This is a genomic window from Erwinia sp. BNK-24-b (genome assembly GCF_047456155.1).
In the GTDB taxonomy this organism is placed as follows: domain Bacteria; phylum Pseudomonadota; class Gammaproteobacteria; order Enterobacterales; family Enterobacteriaceae; genus Erwinia; species Erwinia phyllosphaerae.
The window spans coordinates 4506294-4522106 of sequence record NZ_CP179901.1 but is presented as its reverse complement, the minus strand read 5'-3'; the positions used below and the strand labels follow the sequence as shown (position 1 = coordinate 4522106).

Sequence of the window (15813 nt, the reverse complement as noted above, 5' to 3'; positions counted from 1 at the left end):
TGAGGGCGCTTCCGTCCTTCAGAATCGTCCGGGAAAAGTTTCTCCGGGTGATAATCGCTCTGCTTTCCGAACTCTGGCGCAACGGTACGGTCTGATTAGCGTTTCATCTCTGTTTTTAGTTACGCCGGGATAAAGGTTTAATGAACTATATAAAATCACTGACGCAGCAAAAACTGTCGTTTTTGCTGGCGTTTTACATCGGTATCTTCCTGAATATTCCAGTTTTTTACCGCCGTTTTGATCCTTTTCTTGCTCATTTCAATATCTCTGAATGGCTTTCCGCCGTGGCGGAAGTGGTCGCTATTGTCCTGCTGACCTTCTTTCTGATGCGCTTGCTGTCGCTCGGCGGCAAGGTTTTCTGGCGTATCGCCGCCACCGCGCTGGTGCTGATTTCCGTCGCGGCCAGCTATTATATGAGCTTCTTTAACGTGGTGATCGGCTACGGCATCGTTGCGTCGGTCATGACCACCGATACCGATCTGTCGAAAGAGGTGATTGGCTACCATTTTCTGCTGTGGATGGTGCTGGTCAGCGCGCTGCCGCTGCTGCTGATCTGGCGCAACTCGCTGCGCCTGACGCTGATTGAACAGCTGAAAACACCCGGCCATCGACTACAGCCGGTAGGCATTCTGCTACTGGCCGTCGCGCTGGTCTGGCTGCCGATTCGCTATTTTGACAAGCAGCAGAACATCAATGAAAAGCTGACTAATATCGATCTGCCAAGCTACGGCGGCGTGGTGGCCCACTCTTATCTGCCCTCGAACTGGCTGACGGCGCTGGGGCTGTTTGCCTATACCAGCTACGACGAAACCATGGACAGTAAAGACCTGTTCGATCCGGCAAAGAAATTTACCTATACCGCACCGGCCGGGCTGGATGATACCTATGTCGTGTTTGTGATTGGCGAAACTACCCGCTGGGACCATATGGGCCTGCTGGGCTATAACCGCGACACCACGCCAAAACTTTCCCACGAGAAAAACCTGGTGGCGTTTCGCGGCGAGTCCTGCGACACCGCGACCAAGCTTTCACTGCGCTGTATGTTCGTCCGTGAAGGCGGCACCGATGAAGGGCCAGGCCGCACGCTGAAGGAACAAAACGTCTTTGCCGTACTGAAAGAGCTGGGCTTCAGTTCAGAGCTTTTCGCTATGCAGAGCGAAGTCTGGTTCTATAACAATACCAATGCGGATAACTTCGCGTTTCGCGAACAGATTGGTTCCGAGAAGCAAAACCAGGGCAAATCGGTGGATGATATGCTGCTGGTGCCGGAGCTGCAAAAGTCGCTGGATCGCCATCCGAACGGTAAACATCTGGTTGTGCTGCACACCAAAGGTTCTCACTACCTTTATTCACAGCGCTATCCGCGAGAATTTGCGCGCTATCAGCCTGAATGTATGGGCGTCGATGACAAATGCAGCAAGGCGATGCTGATTAACGCGTTTGATAATTCGGTGCTCTATACGGATACGGTGCTGGAAAGCGTCTTCGACCGGCTGCGCGACAAAAAAGCCATCGTCTTTTATGCCGCCGATCATGGCGAATCGATCAGCGAGAATATGCACCTGCACGGCACGCCGCGACAGATGGCACCGCCGGAGCAGTTTCGCGTGCCGATGATCGTCTGGGCTTCGGATAAGTATCTGGCCGATGCGGCAAACAAAAGCCGTTTTGAACGTTTACAGGCGCAGCAGCGCGTAGGCACAACGCATCGCCACGTGGAGCTGTTCGATTCTATCCTGGGCTGCCTGGGCTACACTTCTCCTGACGGTGGGATCAAACAGGCAAATAACTGGTGCGCAGATCCGGCTCAGACGCCGGCGCCAGGCGGCAAAATTTAACGCTGTCGCTGCGTGATAAAAACCCCCGAAGCCTTCAGGCCGGGGGTTTTTTATTGTCCGCAGGCGTCAGCGATTTCCAGAGAAAAAGAAGGAGCTATGTGCGGGATCAATAATCCTTCGGCATTTTCTTGCAAGATATGCCGCGCGTATCAGCCTTTTAGCCGAATGAGCAGGGGAGCGGTCAACATGCACTACATCATGCTTTTTATCGCCATCGTGGCGGAGGTGATTGGCACCACGTTATTAAAAACATCCGAGAGCTTTACCCGGCTCTGGCCAAGCCTCGGCACCTTGCTCTGCTACGGAATTGCTTTTTACTGCCTTTCTCTGACGCTGCAACATATACCTACCGGCATCGCTTATGCTATCTGGTCCGGCGTCGGTATCGTGCTGATTTCGCTGGTCGCCTGGCTATGGCAAGGCCAGCGGCTGGATCTGCCCGCCCTGATTGGCCTGGCGTTTATCATTATCGGGGTGATCGTTATCAATACGCTTTCCCGCTCGGTCTCGCATTAAAAGCAGGTCGCCTTTACCGTTTGTGTGACGGCGCGACAGGCGTGCCGCGCTGAGCCAGCCTTTTTCAGCGCCTCTGACGTGGCCACAACGGCATCGCTATTTTTTTCAGTATATTATGCTGTTGCTGACCTTTTAAGCCTTTTCGCCTTGCCCTTTTTTTACAGATAAAAGCGGTAAAAAAGCCTTGTCTGTCCTGTATCGCTCCGTTAATTCGCGTCGCGTTTCGCTTTGCCGCTTTAGTCCGCCTCTGTACGTTTTTTATTCTGCCATTGCAGAATTTTTGCCTGCGATGGCAGGTATAAGCAAAGCGTATCGTTAAAAAAAGAGCCTTACGGAAAATTTTTTTGGCCGTTTTTTTACAACGCGTTTCACTGGTTAAAAATTCCACGGCGACATTTTAAGCGGCATATGACGTTAATGGCGCATTATATGCGCTGCAATTGCCTGCTTTAGGTTATTTTTTATATTTGCCTGCTGCCTCGCATACTCTGTGTAAATAGCCAACGACCGTATTGACGTTTTCTGCAACTGTTGACAAATTGATCGCTAAGCCGAGAAAGGATACGGATTTGTCTGATAGCACTCAGCGCCGTCGCTTCCTACTCGCTACTGTCGCCAGACGGCCTGCACGGGCCAACTTACTCGCTGCCACCGTCTGCGACATGCACGGGCCAACATAAAAAAATACAGGCCCGTCAGGTACAACACACCATCACAACTGGAGCAGAAGCATGCGTAACTCCCTGGCTAAAAAAACGCTGTTGGCGGGTCTGAGCCTGATTGCCATGACCGTGGCCGCCGGCGTCCAGGCCAAAACCCTCGTCTATTGTTCCGAAGGCTCGCCGGAAGGCTTTAACCCACAGCTGTTTACCTCCGGCACCACTTACGATGCCAGTTCCGTGCCAATTTATAACCGGCTGGTAGAATTCAAAATCGGCACCACGGAGATTCAGCCAGGCCTGGCAGAAAAATGGGATGTCAGCGACGATGGCAAAACCTATACCTTCCATCTGCGCAAAGGCGTGAAGTGGCAAACCACCAAAGATTTCAAACCGAGCCGCGACTTCAATGCTGATGACGTCGTCTTCTCTTTTGAGCGCCAGCTGGATAAAAACAACAAGTATCACGGCGTTTCCGGCGGCAGCTACGAGTACTTTGAAGGCATGGATATGCCAAAGCTGATTAGCAAAGTTGAGAAGGTAGACGACTACACGGTGCGCTTCGTGCTGACGCGTCCGGAAGCACCGTTCCTGGCCGATTTGGGGATGGATTTCGCCTCGATCCTGTCGTCTGAATATGCCGACAACATGCTGAAAGCGGGCACGCCGGAAAAAGTCGATCTCAATCCGGTCGGCACCGGGCCGTTCCAGCTGCTGCAATACCAGAAAGATTCCCGCATTTTGTACAAGGCGTTCGATCAGTTCTGGGGCACCAAACCAAAAATCGATCGCCTGGTCTTCTCCATTACGCCAGACGCTTCCGTGCGCTACGCCAAGCTGCAAAAAGGCGAGTGCCAGGTCATGCCGTTCCCTAATCCGGCCGATATCGCGCGCATGAAGGAAGATAAAAATATCAACCTGATGCAGATGCCGGGCTTAAACGTCGGCTATCTGTCGTTTAACGTCGAGAAAAAGCCGCTGGATAACGTCAAGGTGCGTCAGGCGCTAACCCTGGCCGTCAATAAAAAAGCGATTATTGATGCGGTTTACCAGGGCGCAGGGCAGCCAGCGAAAAACCTGATCCCGCCGACCATGTGGGGCTATAACGATTCGGTGCAGGACTATCCGTACGACCCGGCTAAAGCGAAAGAATTGCTGAAAGAGGCCGGTATGGCGGACGGTTTCTCTATCGATCTGTGGGCGATGCCGGTGCAGCGTCCTTATAACCCGAACGCTCGCCGCATGGCGGAAATGATCCAGGCCGACTGGGCAAAAATCGGCGTCAAAGCCAAAATCGTCACCTATGAGTGGGGCGAATACCTGAAGCGCGCCAAAGCGGGTGAGCATCAGACCGTGATGATGGGCTGGACGGGCGACAATGGCGATCCGGACAACTTCTTCGCCACGCTGTTTAGCTGCGCCGCCGCGAAAGACGGTTCTAACTACTCTCGCTGGTGCTACAAGCCGTTTGAGGATCAGATCCAGCCGGCGCGTGCCGAAGCCGATCACAACAAGCGTATTGAATATTATAAGCAGGCTCAGGTCGTGATGCATGACCAGGCACCTGCGCTGATTATCGCTCACTCCACCGTGTATGAGCCGGTCAGTAAAAAAGTCACTGGCTACGTGGTCGATCCTTTAGGCAAGCACCACTTCGAGAACGTCGATATTCAGGAATAACCGGAGCGGCCAGCTTGCTGGCCGCTTTATCCGTCCCTGTGGGCTGCGTTCGTCAGCCCGTCGTCCGGAAGCAAAAATGGTCAAGACGCGATAACGGCGTCGCGGACGGGATTACCCGACCGCAAGATGTGAGCAATAATAATCCCCCGGGTTACGGCCTGCGGGAACCTACAGAGAATCCGGATTATGCTGCAGTTCATACTCCGACGTCTGGGACTTGTCATCCCGACGTTTATTGGCATCACCCTGTTAACCTTCGCTTTTGTACACATGATACCCGGCGATCCGGTACTGATTATGGCCGGTGAGCGCGGTATGTCCGCCGAGCGCCACGCCCAGCTGCTGGCCCAGATGGGGCTGGATAAACCGCTGTGGCAACAATACGTTTCTTACGTCTGGGGCGTGCTGCATGGCGATCTTGGCATCTCGCTGAAAAGCCGTCTTCCCGTCTGGCAGGAGTTTGTACCGCGCTTTAAGGCTACGCTGGAGCTGGGCATCTGCGCGATGATTTTTGCCGTCGCGGTTGGCATTCCGGTTGGCGTGCTGGCAGCGGTCAAGCGCGGATCCATCTTCGACCACACCGCCGTCGGCATCTCGCTGACCGGCTACTCTATGCCGATTTTCTGGTGGGGCATGATGCTGATTATGCTGGTATCGGTGCAGCTTAACCTGACGCCCGTTTCGGGGCGTATTGGCGACACGGTGTTTCTGGATGACAGCAAGCCGCTGACCGGCTTTATGTTGATAGACACCTTGCTGTGGGGCGAAGCGGGCGACTTTAAAGATGCCGTTATGCATATGCTTCTGCCCGCCATCGTGCTGGGGACGATTCCGCTGGCGGTGATTGTGCGTATGACCCGTTCAGCCATGCTGGAAGTGCTGGGCGAAGACTACATTCGCACCGCGCGCGCCAAAGGGCTGACGCGGATGCGCGTCATAGTGGTGCATGCGTTACGTAACGCCATGCTGCCGGTGGTAACGGTGATTGGCCTGCAGGTCGGCACCATGCTGGCCGGTGCCATTCTGACCGAAACTATCTTTTCGTGGCCCGGCCTTGGCCGCTGGCTGATCGATGCGCTGCAGCGGCGCGACTACCCTGTGGTGCAGGGCGGCGTGCTGATGGTGGCGATATTGATCATTCTGGTCAACCTGCTGGTTGACGTGCTTTACGGCGTGGTCAACCCGCGCATTCGCCACAGAAAATAGGGGGCTGCATGTCTTTAGTCGATCCGGGCAGCGTACCTGCCGCACCCAAACCCATGACCCCTTTCCAGGAGTTCTGGCACTACTTTAAACGTAACAAAGGCGCGGTAATTGGCCTGGCTTACGTGGTCCTGGTGTTTGTTATCGCCATTTTCGCCAACTTTATCGCGCCGCATTCGCCTGCCGAGCAGTTCCGTGACGCGCTGCTGCATCCGCCGGTCTGGCAGGATGGCGGGAGCTGGCACTATATCCTGGGCACCGACGACGTTGGCCGCGATGTGCTGTCGCGTCTGATGTACGGCGCGCGGCTGTCGCTGCTGGTCGGCTGCCTGGTGGTGGTGCTGTCGCTGATCTTTGGCGTGATTTTTGGGCTGATCGCGGGCTACGTCGGCGGCGCCACCGATGCGGTCATCATGCGGCTGGTGGATATTATGCTGGCGCTGCCGAGCCTGCTGCTGGCGCTGGTGCTGGTGGCGATTTTCGGGCCGTCCATCGTTAACGCCTCCATCGCGCTGACCTTTGTGGCGCTCCCGCACTATATTCGCCTGACGCGCGCGGCGGTGCTGGTCGAAGTCAATCGCGACTACGTGACCGCTTCCAGCGTGGCGGGCGCGGGCGCGGTTCGTCAGATGTTCGTGAATATTTTGCCCAACTGCCTGGCGCCGTTAATCGTGCAGGCCTCGCTGGGCTTCTCTAACGCCATCCTTGATATGGCCGCGCTGGGTTTTCTGGGAATGGGCGCGCAGCCGCCGACGCCGGAGTGGGGCACCATGCTCTCCGACGTGCTGCAGTATGCGCAAAGTGCCTGGTGGGTCGTGACCTTTCCGGGTCTGGCTATTCTGCTGACCGTACTGGCATTTAACCTGATGGGCGATGGCTTACGCGATGCCCTTGACCCGAAACTCAAGCAGTAAGAGGCAGCGATGGCGTTATTAAATGTAGACAAACTGTCGGTGCATTTCGGCGACGAGAAGGCACCGTTTCGTGCGGTAGACCGCATCAGCTATCAGGTTGAGCAGGGCCAGGTCGTTGGTATTGTCGGCGAGTCCGGCTCCGGTAAATCGGTCAGCTCGCTGGCGATCATGGGGCTGATTGACTACCCCGGCAAGGTGATGGCCGACAAGCTGGAGTTCAACCAGCGCGACCTGAAGCGCATTTCAGAAAAAGAGCGCCGCCAGCTGGTGGGTTCCGAAGTGGCGATGATCTTTCAGGACCCGATGACCAGCCTGAATCCTTGCTATACCGTAGGCTACCAGATTATGGAAGCGATCAAGGTGCATCAGGGCGGCAATAAAAGCACGCGCCGCCAGCGGGCTATCGATCTGTTGAACCAGGTAGGCATTCCCGATCCGGCCTCGCGGCTGGACGTTTATCCACACCAGCTTTCCGGCGGTATGAGCCAGCGCGTGATGATTGCCATGGCTATCGCCTGTCGGCCAAAGCTGCTGATTGCGGATGAGCCGACCACGGCACTTGATGTCACCATCCAGGCGCAGATCATTGAGCTGTTGCTCGATCTTCAGCGGCAGGAAAATATGGCGCTGATCCTGATCACCCACGATCTGGCGCTGGTGGCTGAAGCGGCACAGCATATTATCGTGATGTACGCGGGACAGGTGGTAGAGACCGGTAAGGCGGCCGATATCTTCAAAGCGCCGCGCCACCCTTATACGCAGGCATTGCTGCGCGCGCTGCCGGAGTTTGCCGTCGACAAAGCGCGGCTGGCTTCGCTGCCGGGCGTGGTGCCGGGCAAATACGATCGGCCCAACGGCTGCCTGCTTAATCCGCGCTGTCCGTACGCTAACGATCGCTGCCGCGTTGAAGAGCCTGAACTCCGTGATATTCCGGGACGCCAGTCCAAATGTCATTACCCTCTGGATGATGCCGGGAGACCGACTTATGCAACCATCTGATTCCACCCTGCTGATGCAGGCGATTGATTTAAAAAAACACTACCCGGTAAAAAAAGGCTTATTTGGTCAGGAACGGCTGGTAAAAGCGCTGGACGGCGTCTCTTTTAATCTGGAGCGCGGTAAGACGCTGGCGGTAGTAGGTGAATCCGGCTGTGGAAAATCGACGCTGGGTCGGCTGTTAACGATGATCGAAACCCCGACGGAAGGGCAGCTGTTTTATCAGGGACAGGATCTGTTGAAACACGATCCGTCAGCGCAAAAGCTGCGTCGCCAGAAGATTCAGATCGTTTTTCAAAACCCTTATGGCTCGCTGAACCCGCGTAAAAAAGTCAGTCAGATACTGGAAGAGCCGCTGCTGATTAATACCGGGCTTAGCAAAGCGGAACGTCGTGAAAAGACGCTGGCGATGATGGCGAAAGTAGGGCTGAAGCCGGAACACTACGATCGCTATCCGCACATGTTTTCCGGCGGCCAGCGCCAGCGTATTGCGATTGCGCGCGGGCTGATGCTCGATCCGGACGTGCTGATCGCCGATGAGCCGGTTTCTGCGCTCGACGTCTCGGTGCGCGCCCAGGTGCTGAATCTGATGATGGACTTACAGCAGGAGCTGGGCCTTTCGTACGTCTTTATCTCGCACGATCTGTCGGTGGTAGAGCATATTGCAGACGAGGTGATGGTGATGTATCTGGGACGTTGCGTAGAGCGCGGCAGTAAAGAGGCGATTTTTGCCAACCCGCGCCATCCCTATACTCAGGCGCTGCTCTCCGCCACGCCACGGCTGAATCCGGACGAGCGCCGCGAACGCATTAAGCTGACCGGTGAACTGCCAAGCCCGCTTAATCCGCCAGCGGGCTGCGCTTTTAACGCCCGCTGCCGCCGCCGATTTGGCCCCTGCACCAGTATCCAGCCACGCCTGAAGCAGTATGGCGACCAGCAGATTGCCTGCTTTGCCGTCGACCAGGATGAAGGACAGCCGGTGCCAAACTAACCGCAGGCCGCTATTGTCGAAAAGCGGCCTGCAATTTTTCCTGTTCATGACGTGTAGAACATTTCTGGAACCCGCCTCAAAGACTGGCTGCAACCTGTGCCGTCAGTCTAAATACTGAACCTGACCGGAGAGGATTTTTACAAAATTATGACCACGTAGGCAGATCATCGTATCTGCCAGGATGGCTACAGGCCTTTGCTGAGCGGTGGTCGTTTATATTTAAAAATAACGGTAGCCCAGCGAGAGTAATGCATTTCAGGCCGCAGACCTTGCGGCCAGATGCCTTAACTTCCTCTCTTTTCTGTACCATCGATTAGCAAAAACGCGCAACCAGCAGAGGTTGTGATCAATTTGACTTAGTTTGTTCGTTTTATAATCACTTAACGATGCGCTCGGGCTGTGGCATAAAGCCGGGTACCAGGGCCGGTTAAAAGTGTTTTATGTCAAATTAATGCCTGTATCAGCATATTATTTATTAAATTCTGCTAACGCATTGCGCGATTAAAAAAATGTGTGTAATTCTGCCCGCCGCTGCCCGTTATTAAAGCAGCATGCTGATTAATTAACTGAGAGAAATTATTTAATTAAGGCAAATAATAACAGGGCTGATTGATAGCCTGCGTAATTATCGCCGCATCATGGTTTGTTAATATAATTAATCAGTTCAGCTTTTTTTGTGAGCGGTAAGAATATTCTGATGTAAATAAAAATTGTATGATATATTGCCGCTTGTTTCCTCACTCTCCGCGATCGTTCCCATGAAAAGTTATGACGACCTGCAGCGTTTTAAAGAAAAAACGCAAACAAACCATATCGAATTCAAAGATATGTCTGAACAGACACGGAATGCCGATAATACGGACTGGGCCATCATCAGACAGTTGATGAACGAGGGTGCAGCGTCGGCCTTAGGGAACGGCCAGCGAACCGATATTACCGCGCCACAGCCTGCTGCCGATCTCTTTAATCAGTCGGCTATACCGGCGCTACCGCAAAAAAGCGTGACGAAAATTTCTGCGTCGCCTGCCACAGGCGTGGCTGCTTTTGTTACGGCCAAACCGGTCGCGCAGGGCGGTTCGCTGCTGGACAGCATTGCCGCCTCGCTCAAGCCGACTGCACAGGCACAGTCCGTGCTGCCAGAGTCATTAAGGGCTGCTGAAGTATTGCAGGCGACGCCATTCGAAAAATCAACGCAGCTGGATACTATGCTCGCACCGCAAACCGCTTCACGGACAGAAGCAGCGCGCGTATCGCCAACTTCTTCATTGCTGGATGCCGTACGTTCGCAACAGCCAGCTTCATCGATAAATACCGCCGCGCATTCGCAGCAGCCAGCTTCACCGCTGGATACTATGCTCGCACCGCAAACCGCTTCACGGACAGAAGCAGCGCGCGTATCGCCAACTTCTTCGTTGCTGGATGCCGTACGTTCGCAACAGCCAGCTTCACCGGTAAATACCGCCGCGCCTTCGCAACAGCCAGCTTCGCCGCTGGATACAGCCGCGCGTTCGCCGCAGCCAGCTTCGCCGCTGGATACAGCCGTGCGTTCGCAGCAGCCAGCTTCACCGCTGGGCGCTGCCCGGCCTGCCGAACCGGAACGCTTTAAGCAGCTGTTCAGCGCTTCCGGCCCGCGGGATGCTACCCTGTTACCGAAAGAAACTCTGCTACAACCCCTGCTGGAGCGAATTGCCTCATGCCGTTAGTTTGTGTTTGTTCTCCGAAGGGCGGCGTGGGTAAAACCACGCTGGCTGCCAACCTGGCCTATACCCTGGCGCGTGGCGGCAGTAAAGTACTGGCAATTGATTTTGACGTGCAGAACGCGCTGCGCCTGCACTTTGGCGTGCCGCTTTCTGATGGCCGTGGTTTTGTGGCGAAGTCGGCGGAATCGCCGGACTGGAGCCAGTCGATCTTAACCACCGGCGGCAATATCTTTGTGTTGCCCTACGGCGACGTGTCGGAAGAGCAGCGCGTTGAATTTGAAAGTAATTTGTCCGACCCCCATTTTCTTGCCCGCGGTTTACAAACCGTCCTCAACTATCCCGGCCTGGTTATTGTTGCTGATTTTCCGCCCGGACCGGGTCCAGCCCTAAAGGCCATGACCGATCTTGCCGATTTACATCTTGTAGTGATGCTGGCGGATACCGCTTCGCTGTCGCTGCTGCCGCAGATTGAAAACGACAAAATGATCGGTGGCGCGCTGAATCAGCGGGCCGGTCACTTCTTCGTGCTCAACCAGAGCGACAGCCGCCGTAATATCAGCCGTGACGTGACGGCTTTTATGCAGCAGCGCCTGGGCGACCGGTTGCTGGGCGTGGTCAATCGTGACGAAAGCGTCGCGGAAGCCAACGCTTCACAGCAGTCCGTATTTGATTTCAGCCCGGTTTCCGCCGCCGCTTTCGATATTGAGCTGGTCGGCAAAAGAGTTGCCGCGCTACTGGATATCAAAGTGGGCGATGGCGAGATGCAGGCGCCGCTGACCTCGCGGTAACGCGGCTTCGCCGTACGGAATGGATACCTGTCATTCCGGGGCGCTGTTGCGCCCCGTTAACTCTCGTTTTGTTTTCAGGATGACTTATGAAAAAAGTCCTGTATTACCTGCAGCTGCTGATATTATTTCCGCTGGCCGCAGTGATTGTTATCACGCCCATGGACAGCCAGAAACAATATATTTTCGGCCTGATCGGCATCGCCATTCTTTTTGTGCTGGGGCTGAGCAAAAGCCATAAAATCTCTATGGTGATGGTGTTTCTTTCAGCACTGATGTCAACGCGTTATATATACTGGCGCGCGACTGAGACCCTGGCTTTTAATTCCGAAATCGAAGCGATCCTTGGCGTCGGCTTATTTATCGCCGAGGTTTACGTTTGGGTTATTTTACTTTTAGGCTATCTGCAAACGTCCTGGCCGTTAAAAAGAACGATTGAACCCATGCCGGATGACGTCAGCCTGTGGCCAACCGTCGATATCTACGTACCGAGCTATAACGAGAGCCTGGACGTGGTACGAGATACCGTGCTGGCTGCCCAGTGCATCGACTATCCGCGCGACAAGATTAAAATCTATCTGCTGGATGACGGCAAGCGCAGCGAATTTGCGGTTTTCGCCGCCGACGTTGGCGTTGGCTATATCACGCGTGACGACAACCGCCACGCTAAAGCGGGCAACCTGAACCATGCCATGCGCATCACTAAAGGCGAACTGATTACCGTTTTTGACTGCGATCATGTGGCGACGCGTACTTTCCTGCAGGCTACCGTTGCGCCTTTCCTGAAAGATCCAAAGCTGGCGCTATTACAGACGCCACACTATTTCTATTCGCCCGATCCTTTTGAACGCAACCTGCAAGGCGCGCGGGAAATCCCGAACGAAGGCGCACTGTTTTATGGCCCGGTTCAGCAGGGCAACGATAACTGGAACGCGACCTTCTTCTGCGGCTCCTGTGCGGTAATCCGCCGTAGCGCGCTGGAAGAGATTGGCGGCTTTGCTACTGAAACCGTGACGGAAGATGCGCACACCGCGCTGAAAATGCAGCGTCGCGGCTGGAAGTCTGCCTTTCTGGCCCTGCCGCTGGCGGCTGGCCTGGCAACCGAGCGTCTGGGCCTGCATATTATCCAGCGTACCCGCTGGGCGCGCGGCATGACGCAGATTTTCCGCGTCGATAACCCGCTGCTGGGCCGTGGTCTGAAATGGCAACAGCGCCTTTGCTACCTTAACGCCATGCTGCACTTCCAGTTCGGCCTGCCGCGCGTGATCTTCCTGACCGCGCCACTGGCTTATCTGTTGTTCGACCTGAATATTATCCACTCTTCCGCCAGCCTGATTTTTGCTTACGTGCTGCCGCATCTGGTGATGTCGCTGTACGTTAACTCGCGTATGAATGGCCGCTTCCGCGCCACCTTCTGGGGCGAGATTTACGAAACGGTGATGGCTTTCCATCTGGTTATTCCCACGCTGCTAACCATGATTTCGCCAAAGCACGGCAAATTTAACGTTACGGACAAAGGCGGCCTGCTGAATACCGGCTTCTTTGATCTTAATATCGTGCGTCCACATATTATCTGTGCCGCGCTGCTGATTGCGGGTGTCACGAGCGGCATTATTCGCGCCGTGGCGCATAACTATTTTGGCGTTGACCCTTACGTTATCGCGCTTAACGTTGGCTGGGCGCTGTTTAGCCTGGTGATTCTGATGGCGGCGATTGCCGTGGCGCGCGAAACTAAGCAAACGCGTAAAACCATCCGTATTGACGTGAAAATTCCGGTGATTATTCACTACGCCAGCGGCATTTCCTCGCGTTCAACCACGGTGAACCTGTCGATGGGCGGCGCGCAGGTAACGGCACCGGATAATCGCCATGAAACGGACGTTATTGAAGCGGTCGATCTGATGTTGCAGTCCGGCACCATCTCCTTCCCTGTCAGCACTATCGGCGCAGAAAACGGCGTTATCCGTTTGATGTTTACTGAAATCCCGCTGTCGCGCCGTCGTGAACTGGTGCGCGTGGTGCTGTCGCGCGCCGACGCCTGGCTTAAGCCGGAAGGGCCAAAGGATAATCCGCTGCGCTCGCTGGTCACCATTATCCGTACCGTTTTTGATCTGTTCTGGCTGACCTGGAAAGACCGGCGCGCAAAACGCCAGGCGATGAAAGCGAAAGAGGACGGCGCTGTATGAAAAAGCTTTTAGCCGTTCTCTGTTTTGGCATTGTTACGCTGGGTCATGCCCATGCTGCCGACAACGTTACCCAGGACAGCAGCGCGCTGTCGCAGATCCCGCCGCCGGCCGGAACCGGTCAGGCAGGCGATTTGCCGCCGCTGCCGCCCATCGGCGATGCGCAGCCCACGGCCACTATTTTGCTGAACCAGCCGCTTGCCAGCACCATTTCCGTCGCGCAGATGGGCCAGACCAACGGCATTCTGTTAACCGGCGGCCAGCTACAGTCCGGTATCGTTTTTACGCTGCCTGCGGATGAAGTGATTACGAATGCACATCTGAACCTGTCGCTGAAAGTCTCTAAAGCGCTGGCGGCACGCAACACTTCTATGCAGCTGATGCTTAACGGCCAGCCGCTGGGAACGCTGCCGCTGAGCGCTTCCGACAGCGCCAGCGAAGAGTATCAGCTGGATATTCCGGCCGCGATGGTGGTTTCCAGCAATAACCTGAGTTTTAAAATCAATGATGCAGACCAGCTACTGTGCGAGCGCGATAGCGACAGCCAGTACCAGGTCACCATCCTGCCGGAAACCACGCTGGCGCTGGAAGGCCAGCAGCTGAATACAGGCAATAAGCTGCGCAACTTTCCGCGTCCGTTTATCGATCGGCAGCGGATGACGCCGTCCAGCGTAGCGATGGTGTTTGGCTCAGAAGTGACGCCGGGCGAAGTCAGCGCGGCGGCCACCCTTTCTTCGTGGATGGGCATTCAGACCGACTATCGCGGCATCAATTTCCCGGTATTGCGTAATGAGATGCCCGAGAAAAATGGCATCGTCTTTGCCCGACCGGGCGAAATCATTGCAGGCTTAACCGTGCCGCAGGTGAAGGGGCCGACGCTGCAAATGGTCGATAATCCGGTCAATCCGGTTTACAAGCTAATGCTGGTGATTGGCAACAGCGACGACGAACTGCGCCAGGCTGCATGGCGGCTAACGCAGCCGTTGAGCGTGGACAGTGATTCCTTGTCTGTGGCCTCGCAAAGCATTCCGATGAGTAAGGCTTACGACGCGCCGCGCTGGATCAATACCGATCGTCCGGTACGCCTCAGCGATCTGCTGCGCAAAGATCAAAGCCTGACGACTACAGGGATCTGGCACGATGCGCTGAGAGTTAACTTCCGCGCCGCGCCCGATCTGTTTCTGTGGGATGGCGAAACGGTGCCGGTGCAGCTGAACTACCGCTTTCCCGCGGAAAGCTGGATCGACGAAGAAAAATCCTTCCTGAACGTGGGCCTGAACGGCACCTTTTTGCGTAATCTGACGGTCAATAAAGTCGGCCTGCTGGAAAACATCTGGCATCGGCTGGGCGGCGACGCGCGCCAGGAGAAATATACGCTGAAGTTCGATCCGTATCTGATTTACGGTGACAACCAGCTGCAGCTCTATTTCAATATCAAACCCAAGGCCAGCGCGCCGTGCAGCGTGTTGACTAACAACAATATTAAAAGCCGCATTGAGGATGACTCGTGGATCGACCTGAGCCATACGCGTCACTTTAGCCTGCTGCCGAATCTTTCCTATTTCGTCGGCGCGTCGTTCCCGTTCAGCCGCTTTGCGGACTATTCACAAACTGTGCTGATGCTGCCCGCCGCCCCCAGCAATGCTGAAATCGGCGCGCTGCTGGATATGGCCGGACGCTCTGGTAACGCAACCGGCGTCGCGCTGAGCCACAACAGCGTAATGTTTGGCGTACCGCAAAGCGGCGCGCAGCTGGAACGTTTACGCAACAGCGACGTGCTGGCCATCTCCACGCTGGCACAGGGCGAGTTTAACCAGGCGCTGCTGCAACACTCTCCTTTTGACGTTAACGGCCGCACGCTGGGCGTGAAAGAACCAACGCTGCTGGACAACCTGCGCGGCTGGCTTTCCGGCGACTGGAATCGCCAGGTGATGGATGCAGATCGCTACTTCTCTTCTAATGAAGACTGGCGCGGCTTTGTCAGCTATCGCTCACCGTGGAGCAGCTCGCGCGTGGTGGTAATGACTATCGCTACCGACGACGCGCAGCTTGCACGCCTGCATGACGATTTGAAACTGCAACGCATTAACGCCGGCATTCGCGGCGATACCGCTATCATCACCGATGAAAACGGCATTCGCAGCTTCCGCGTGGGCGCGCAGTTCCCGAACGGCGAAATGCCGTGGTACATGATGGTGGTGTGGTATGCCAATCAGCATGCGGTCGTGCTGGCGCTGATAGCGCTGCTGATCTCCGTTATTGTTGGCCTGAGCACTTTTGTTCTGTTGAAGCATCATGCCTGGAAGCGTCTCAATCCGCAGCATGACCATTCCGGCGAGAAGAAATGA

The 15813-nt window shown here is 55.3% G+C and carries 11 protein-coding genes; all 11 read left to right on the top strand.

Translation table 11 applies throughout. The features are described from left to right. Positions 1 to 140 precede the first annotated feature (140 nt). On the top strand, positions 141 to 1838 hold the full coding sequence (gene eptB, locus ACMGGR_RS20775) for a kdo(2)-lipid A phosphoethanolamine 7''-transferase (protein ID WP_246760238.1): 1698 nt from the start codon (positions 141 to 143) through the stop codon (positions 1836 to 1838). Between the two features lie 186 nt (positions 1839 to 2024). Continuing rightward, positions 2025 to 2354 (top strand): SMR family transporter, encoded by a 330-nt coding sequence (locus tag ACMGGR_RS20770; protein WP_246760237.1) that lies wholly within the window; start codon positions 2025 to 2027, stop codon positions 2352 to 2354. Positions 2355 to 3085: 731 nt separating this feature from the next. Next, a complete protein-coding gene (gene dppA / locus ACMGGR_RS20765) occupies positions 3086 to 4693 on the top strand; it encodes a dipeptide ABC transporter periplasmic-binding protein DppA (RefSeq protein WP_246760236.1) in 1608 nt (535 codons plus the stop codon). Positions 4694 to 4879: 186 nt separating this feature from the next. Next, positions 4880 to 5899 carry a dipeptide ABC transporter permease DppB gene (dppB, locus tag ACMGGR_RS20760; protein WP_246760235.1) on the top strand — a complete coding sequence of 340 codons (1020 nt, stop codon included), beginning with the start codon at positions 4880 to 4882 and terminating at the stop codon, positions 5897 to 5899. An 8-nt stretch (positions 5900 to 5907) separates the two neighbouring features. After that, on the top strand, positions 5908 to 6810 hold the full coding sequence (gene dppC / locus ACMGGR_RS20755) for a dipeptide ABC transporter permease DppC (RefSeq protein ID WP_246760234.1): 903 nt from the start codon (positions 5908 to 5910) through the stop codon (positions 6808 to 6810). A gap of 9 nt (positions 6811 to 6819) precedes the next feature. Next, on the top strand, positions 6820 to 7809 hold the full coding sequence (dppD, locus tag ACMGGR_RS20750; RefSeq protein WP_414147763.1) for a dipeptide ABC transporter ATP-binding protein: 990 nt from the start codon (positions 6820 to 6822) through the stop codon (positions 7807 to 7809). Next, positions 7796 to 8797, top strand: coding sequence for a dipeptide ABC transporter ATP-binding subunit DppF (gene dppF, locus ACMGGR_RS20745; RefSeq protein WP_246760232.1), 1002 nt, complete (start codon positions 7796 to 7798; stop codon positions 8795 to 8797). Before dppD ends, dppF begins: the two co-directional genes overlap by 14 nt. A 758-nt stretch (positions 8798 to 9555) precedes the next feature. Beyond that, positions 9556 to 10500, top strand: coding sequence for a cellulose biosynthesis protein BcsO (gene bcsO / locus ACMGGR_RS20740; RefSeq protein ID WP_414147762.1), 945 nt, complete (start codon positions 9556 to 9558; stop codon positions 10498 to 10500). Next, on the top strand, positions 10491 to 11285 hold the full coding sequence (bcsQ, locus tag ACMGGR_RS20735) for a cellulose biosynthesis protein BcsQ (RefSeq protein ID WP_246760230.1): 795 nt from the start codon (positions 10491 to 10493) through the stop codon (positions 11283 to 11285). Before bcsO ends, bcsQ begins: the two co-directional genes overlap by 10 nt. Before the next feature lie 86 nt (positions 11286 to 11371). Beyond that, entirely contained in the window at positions 11372 to 13468 is a 2097-nt protein-coding gene (gene bcsA, locus ACMGGR_RS20730) for a UDP-forming cellulose synthase catalytic subunit (protein WP_246760229.1), read from the top strand. Beyond that, the gene (bcsB, locus tag ACMGGR_RS20725) at positions 13465 to 15813 is read left to right on the top strand and encodes a cellulose biosynthesis cyclic di-GMP-binding regulatory protein BcsB (protein ID WP_414147761.1); all 2349 of its coding nucleotides are present in this window, start codon (positions 13465 to 13467) and stop codon (positions 15811 to 15813) included. Before bcsA ends, bcsB begins: the two co-directional genes overlap by 4 nt.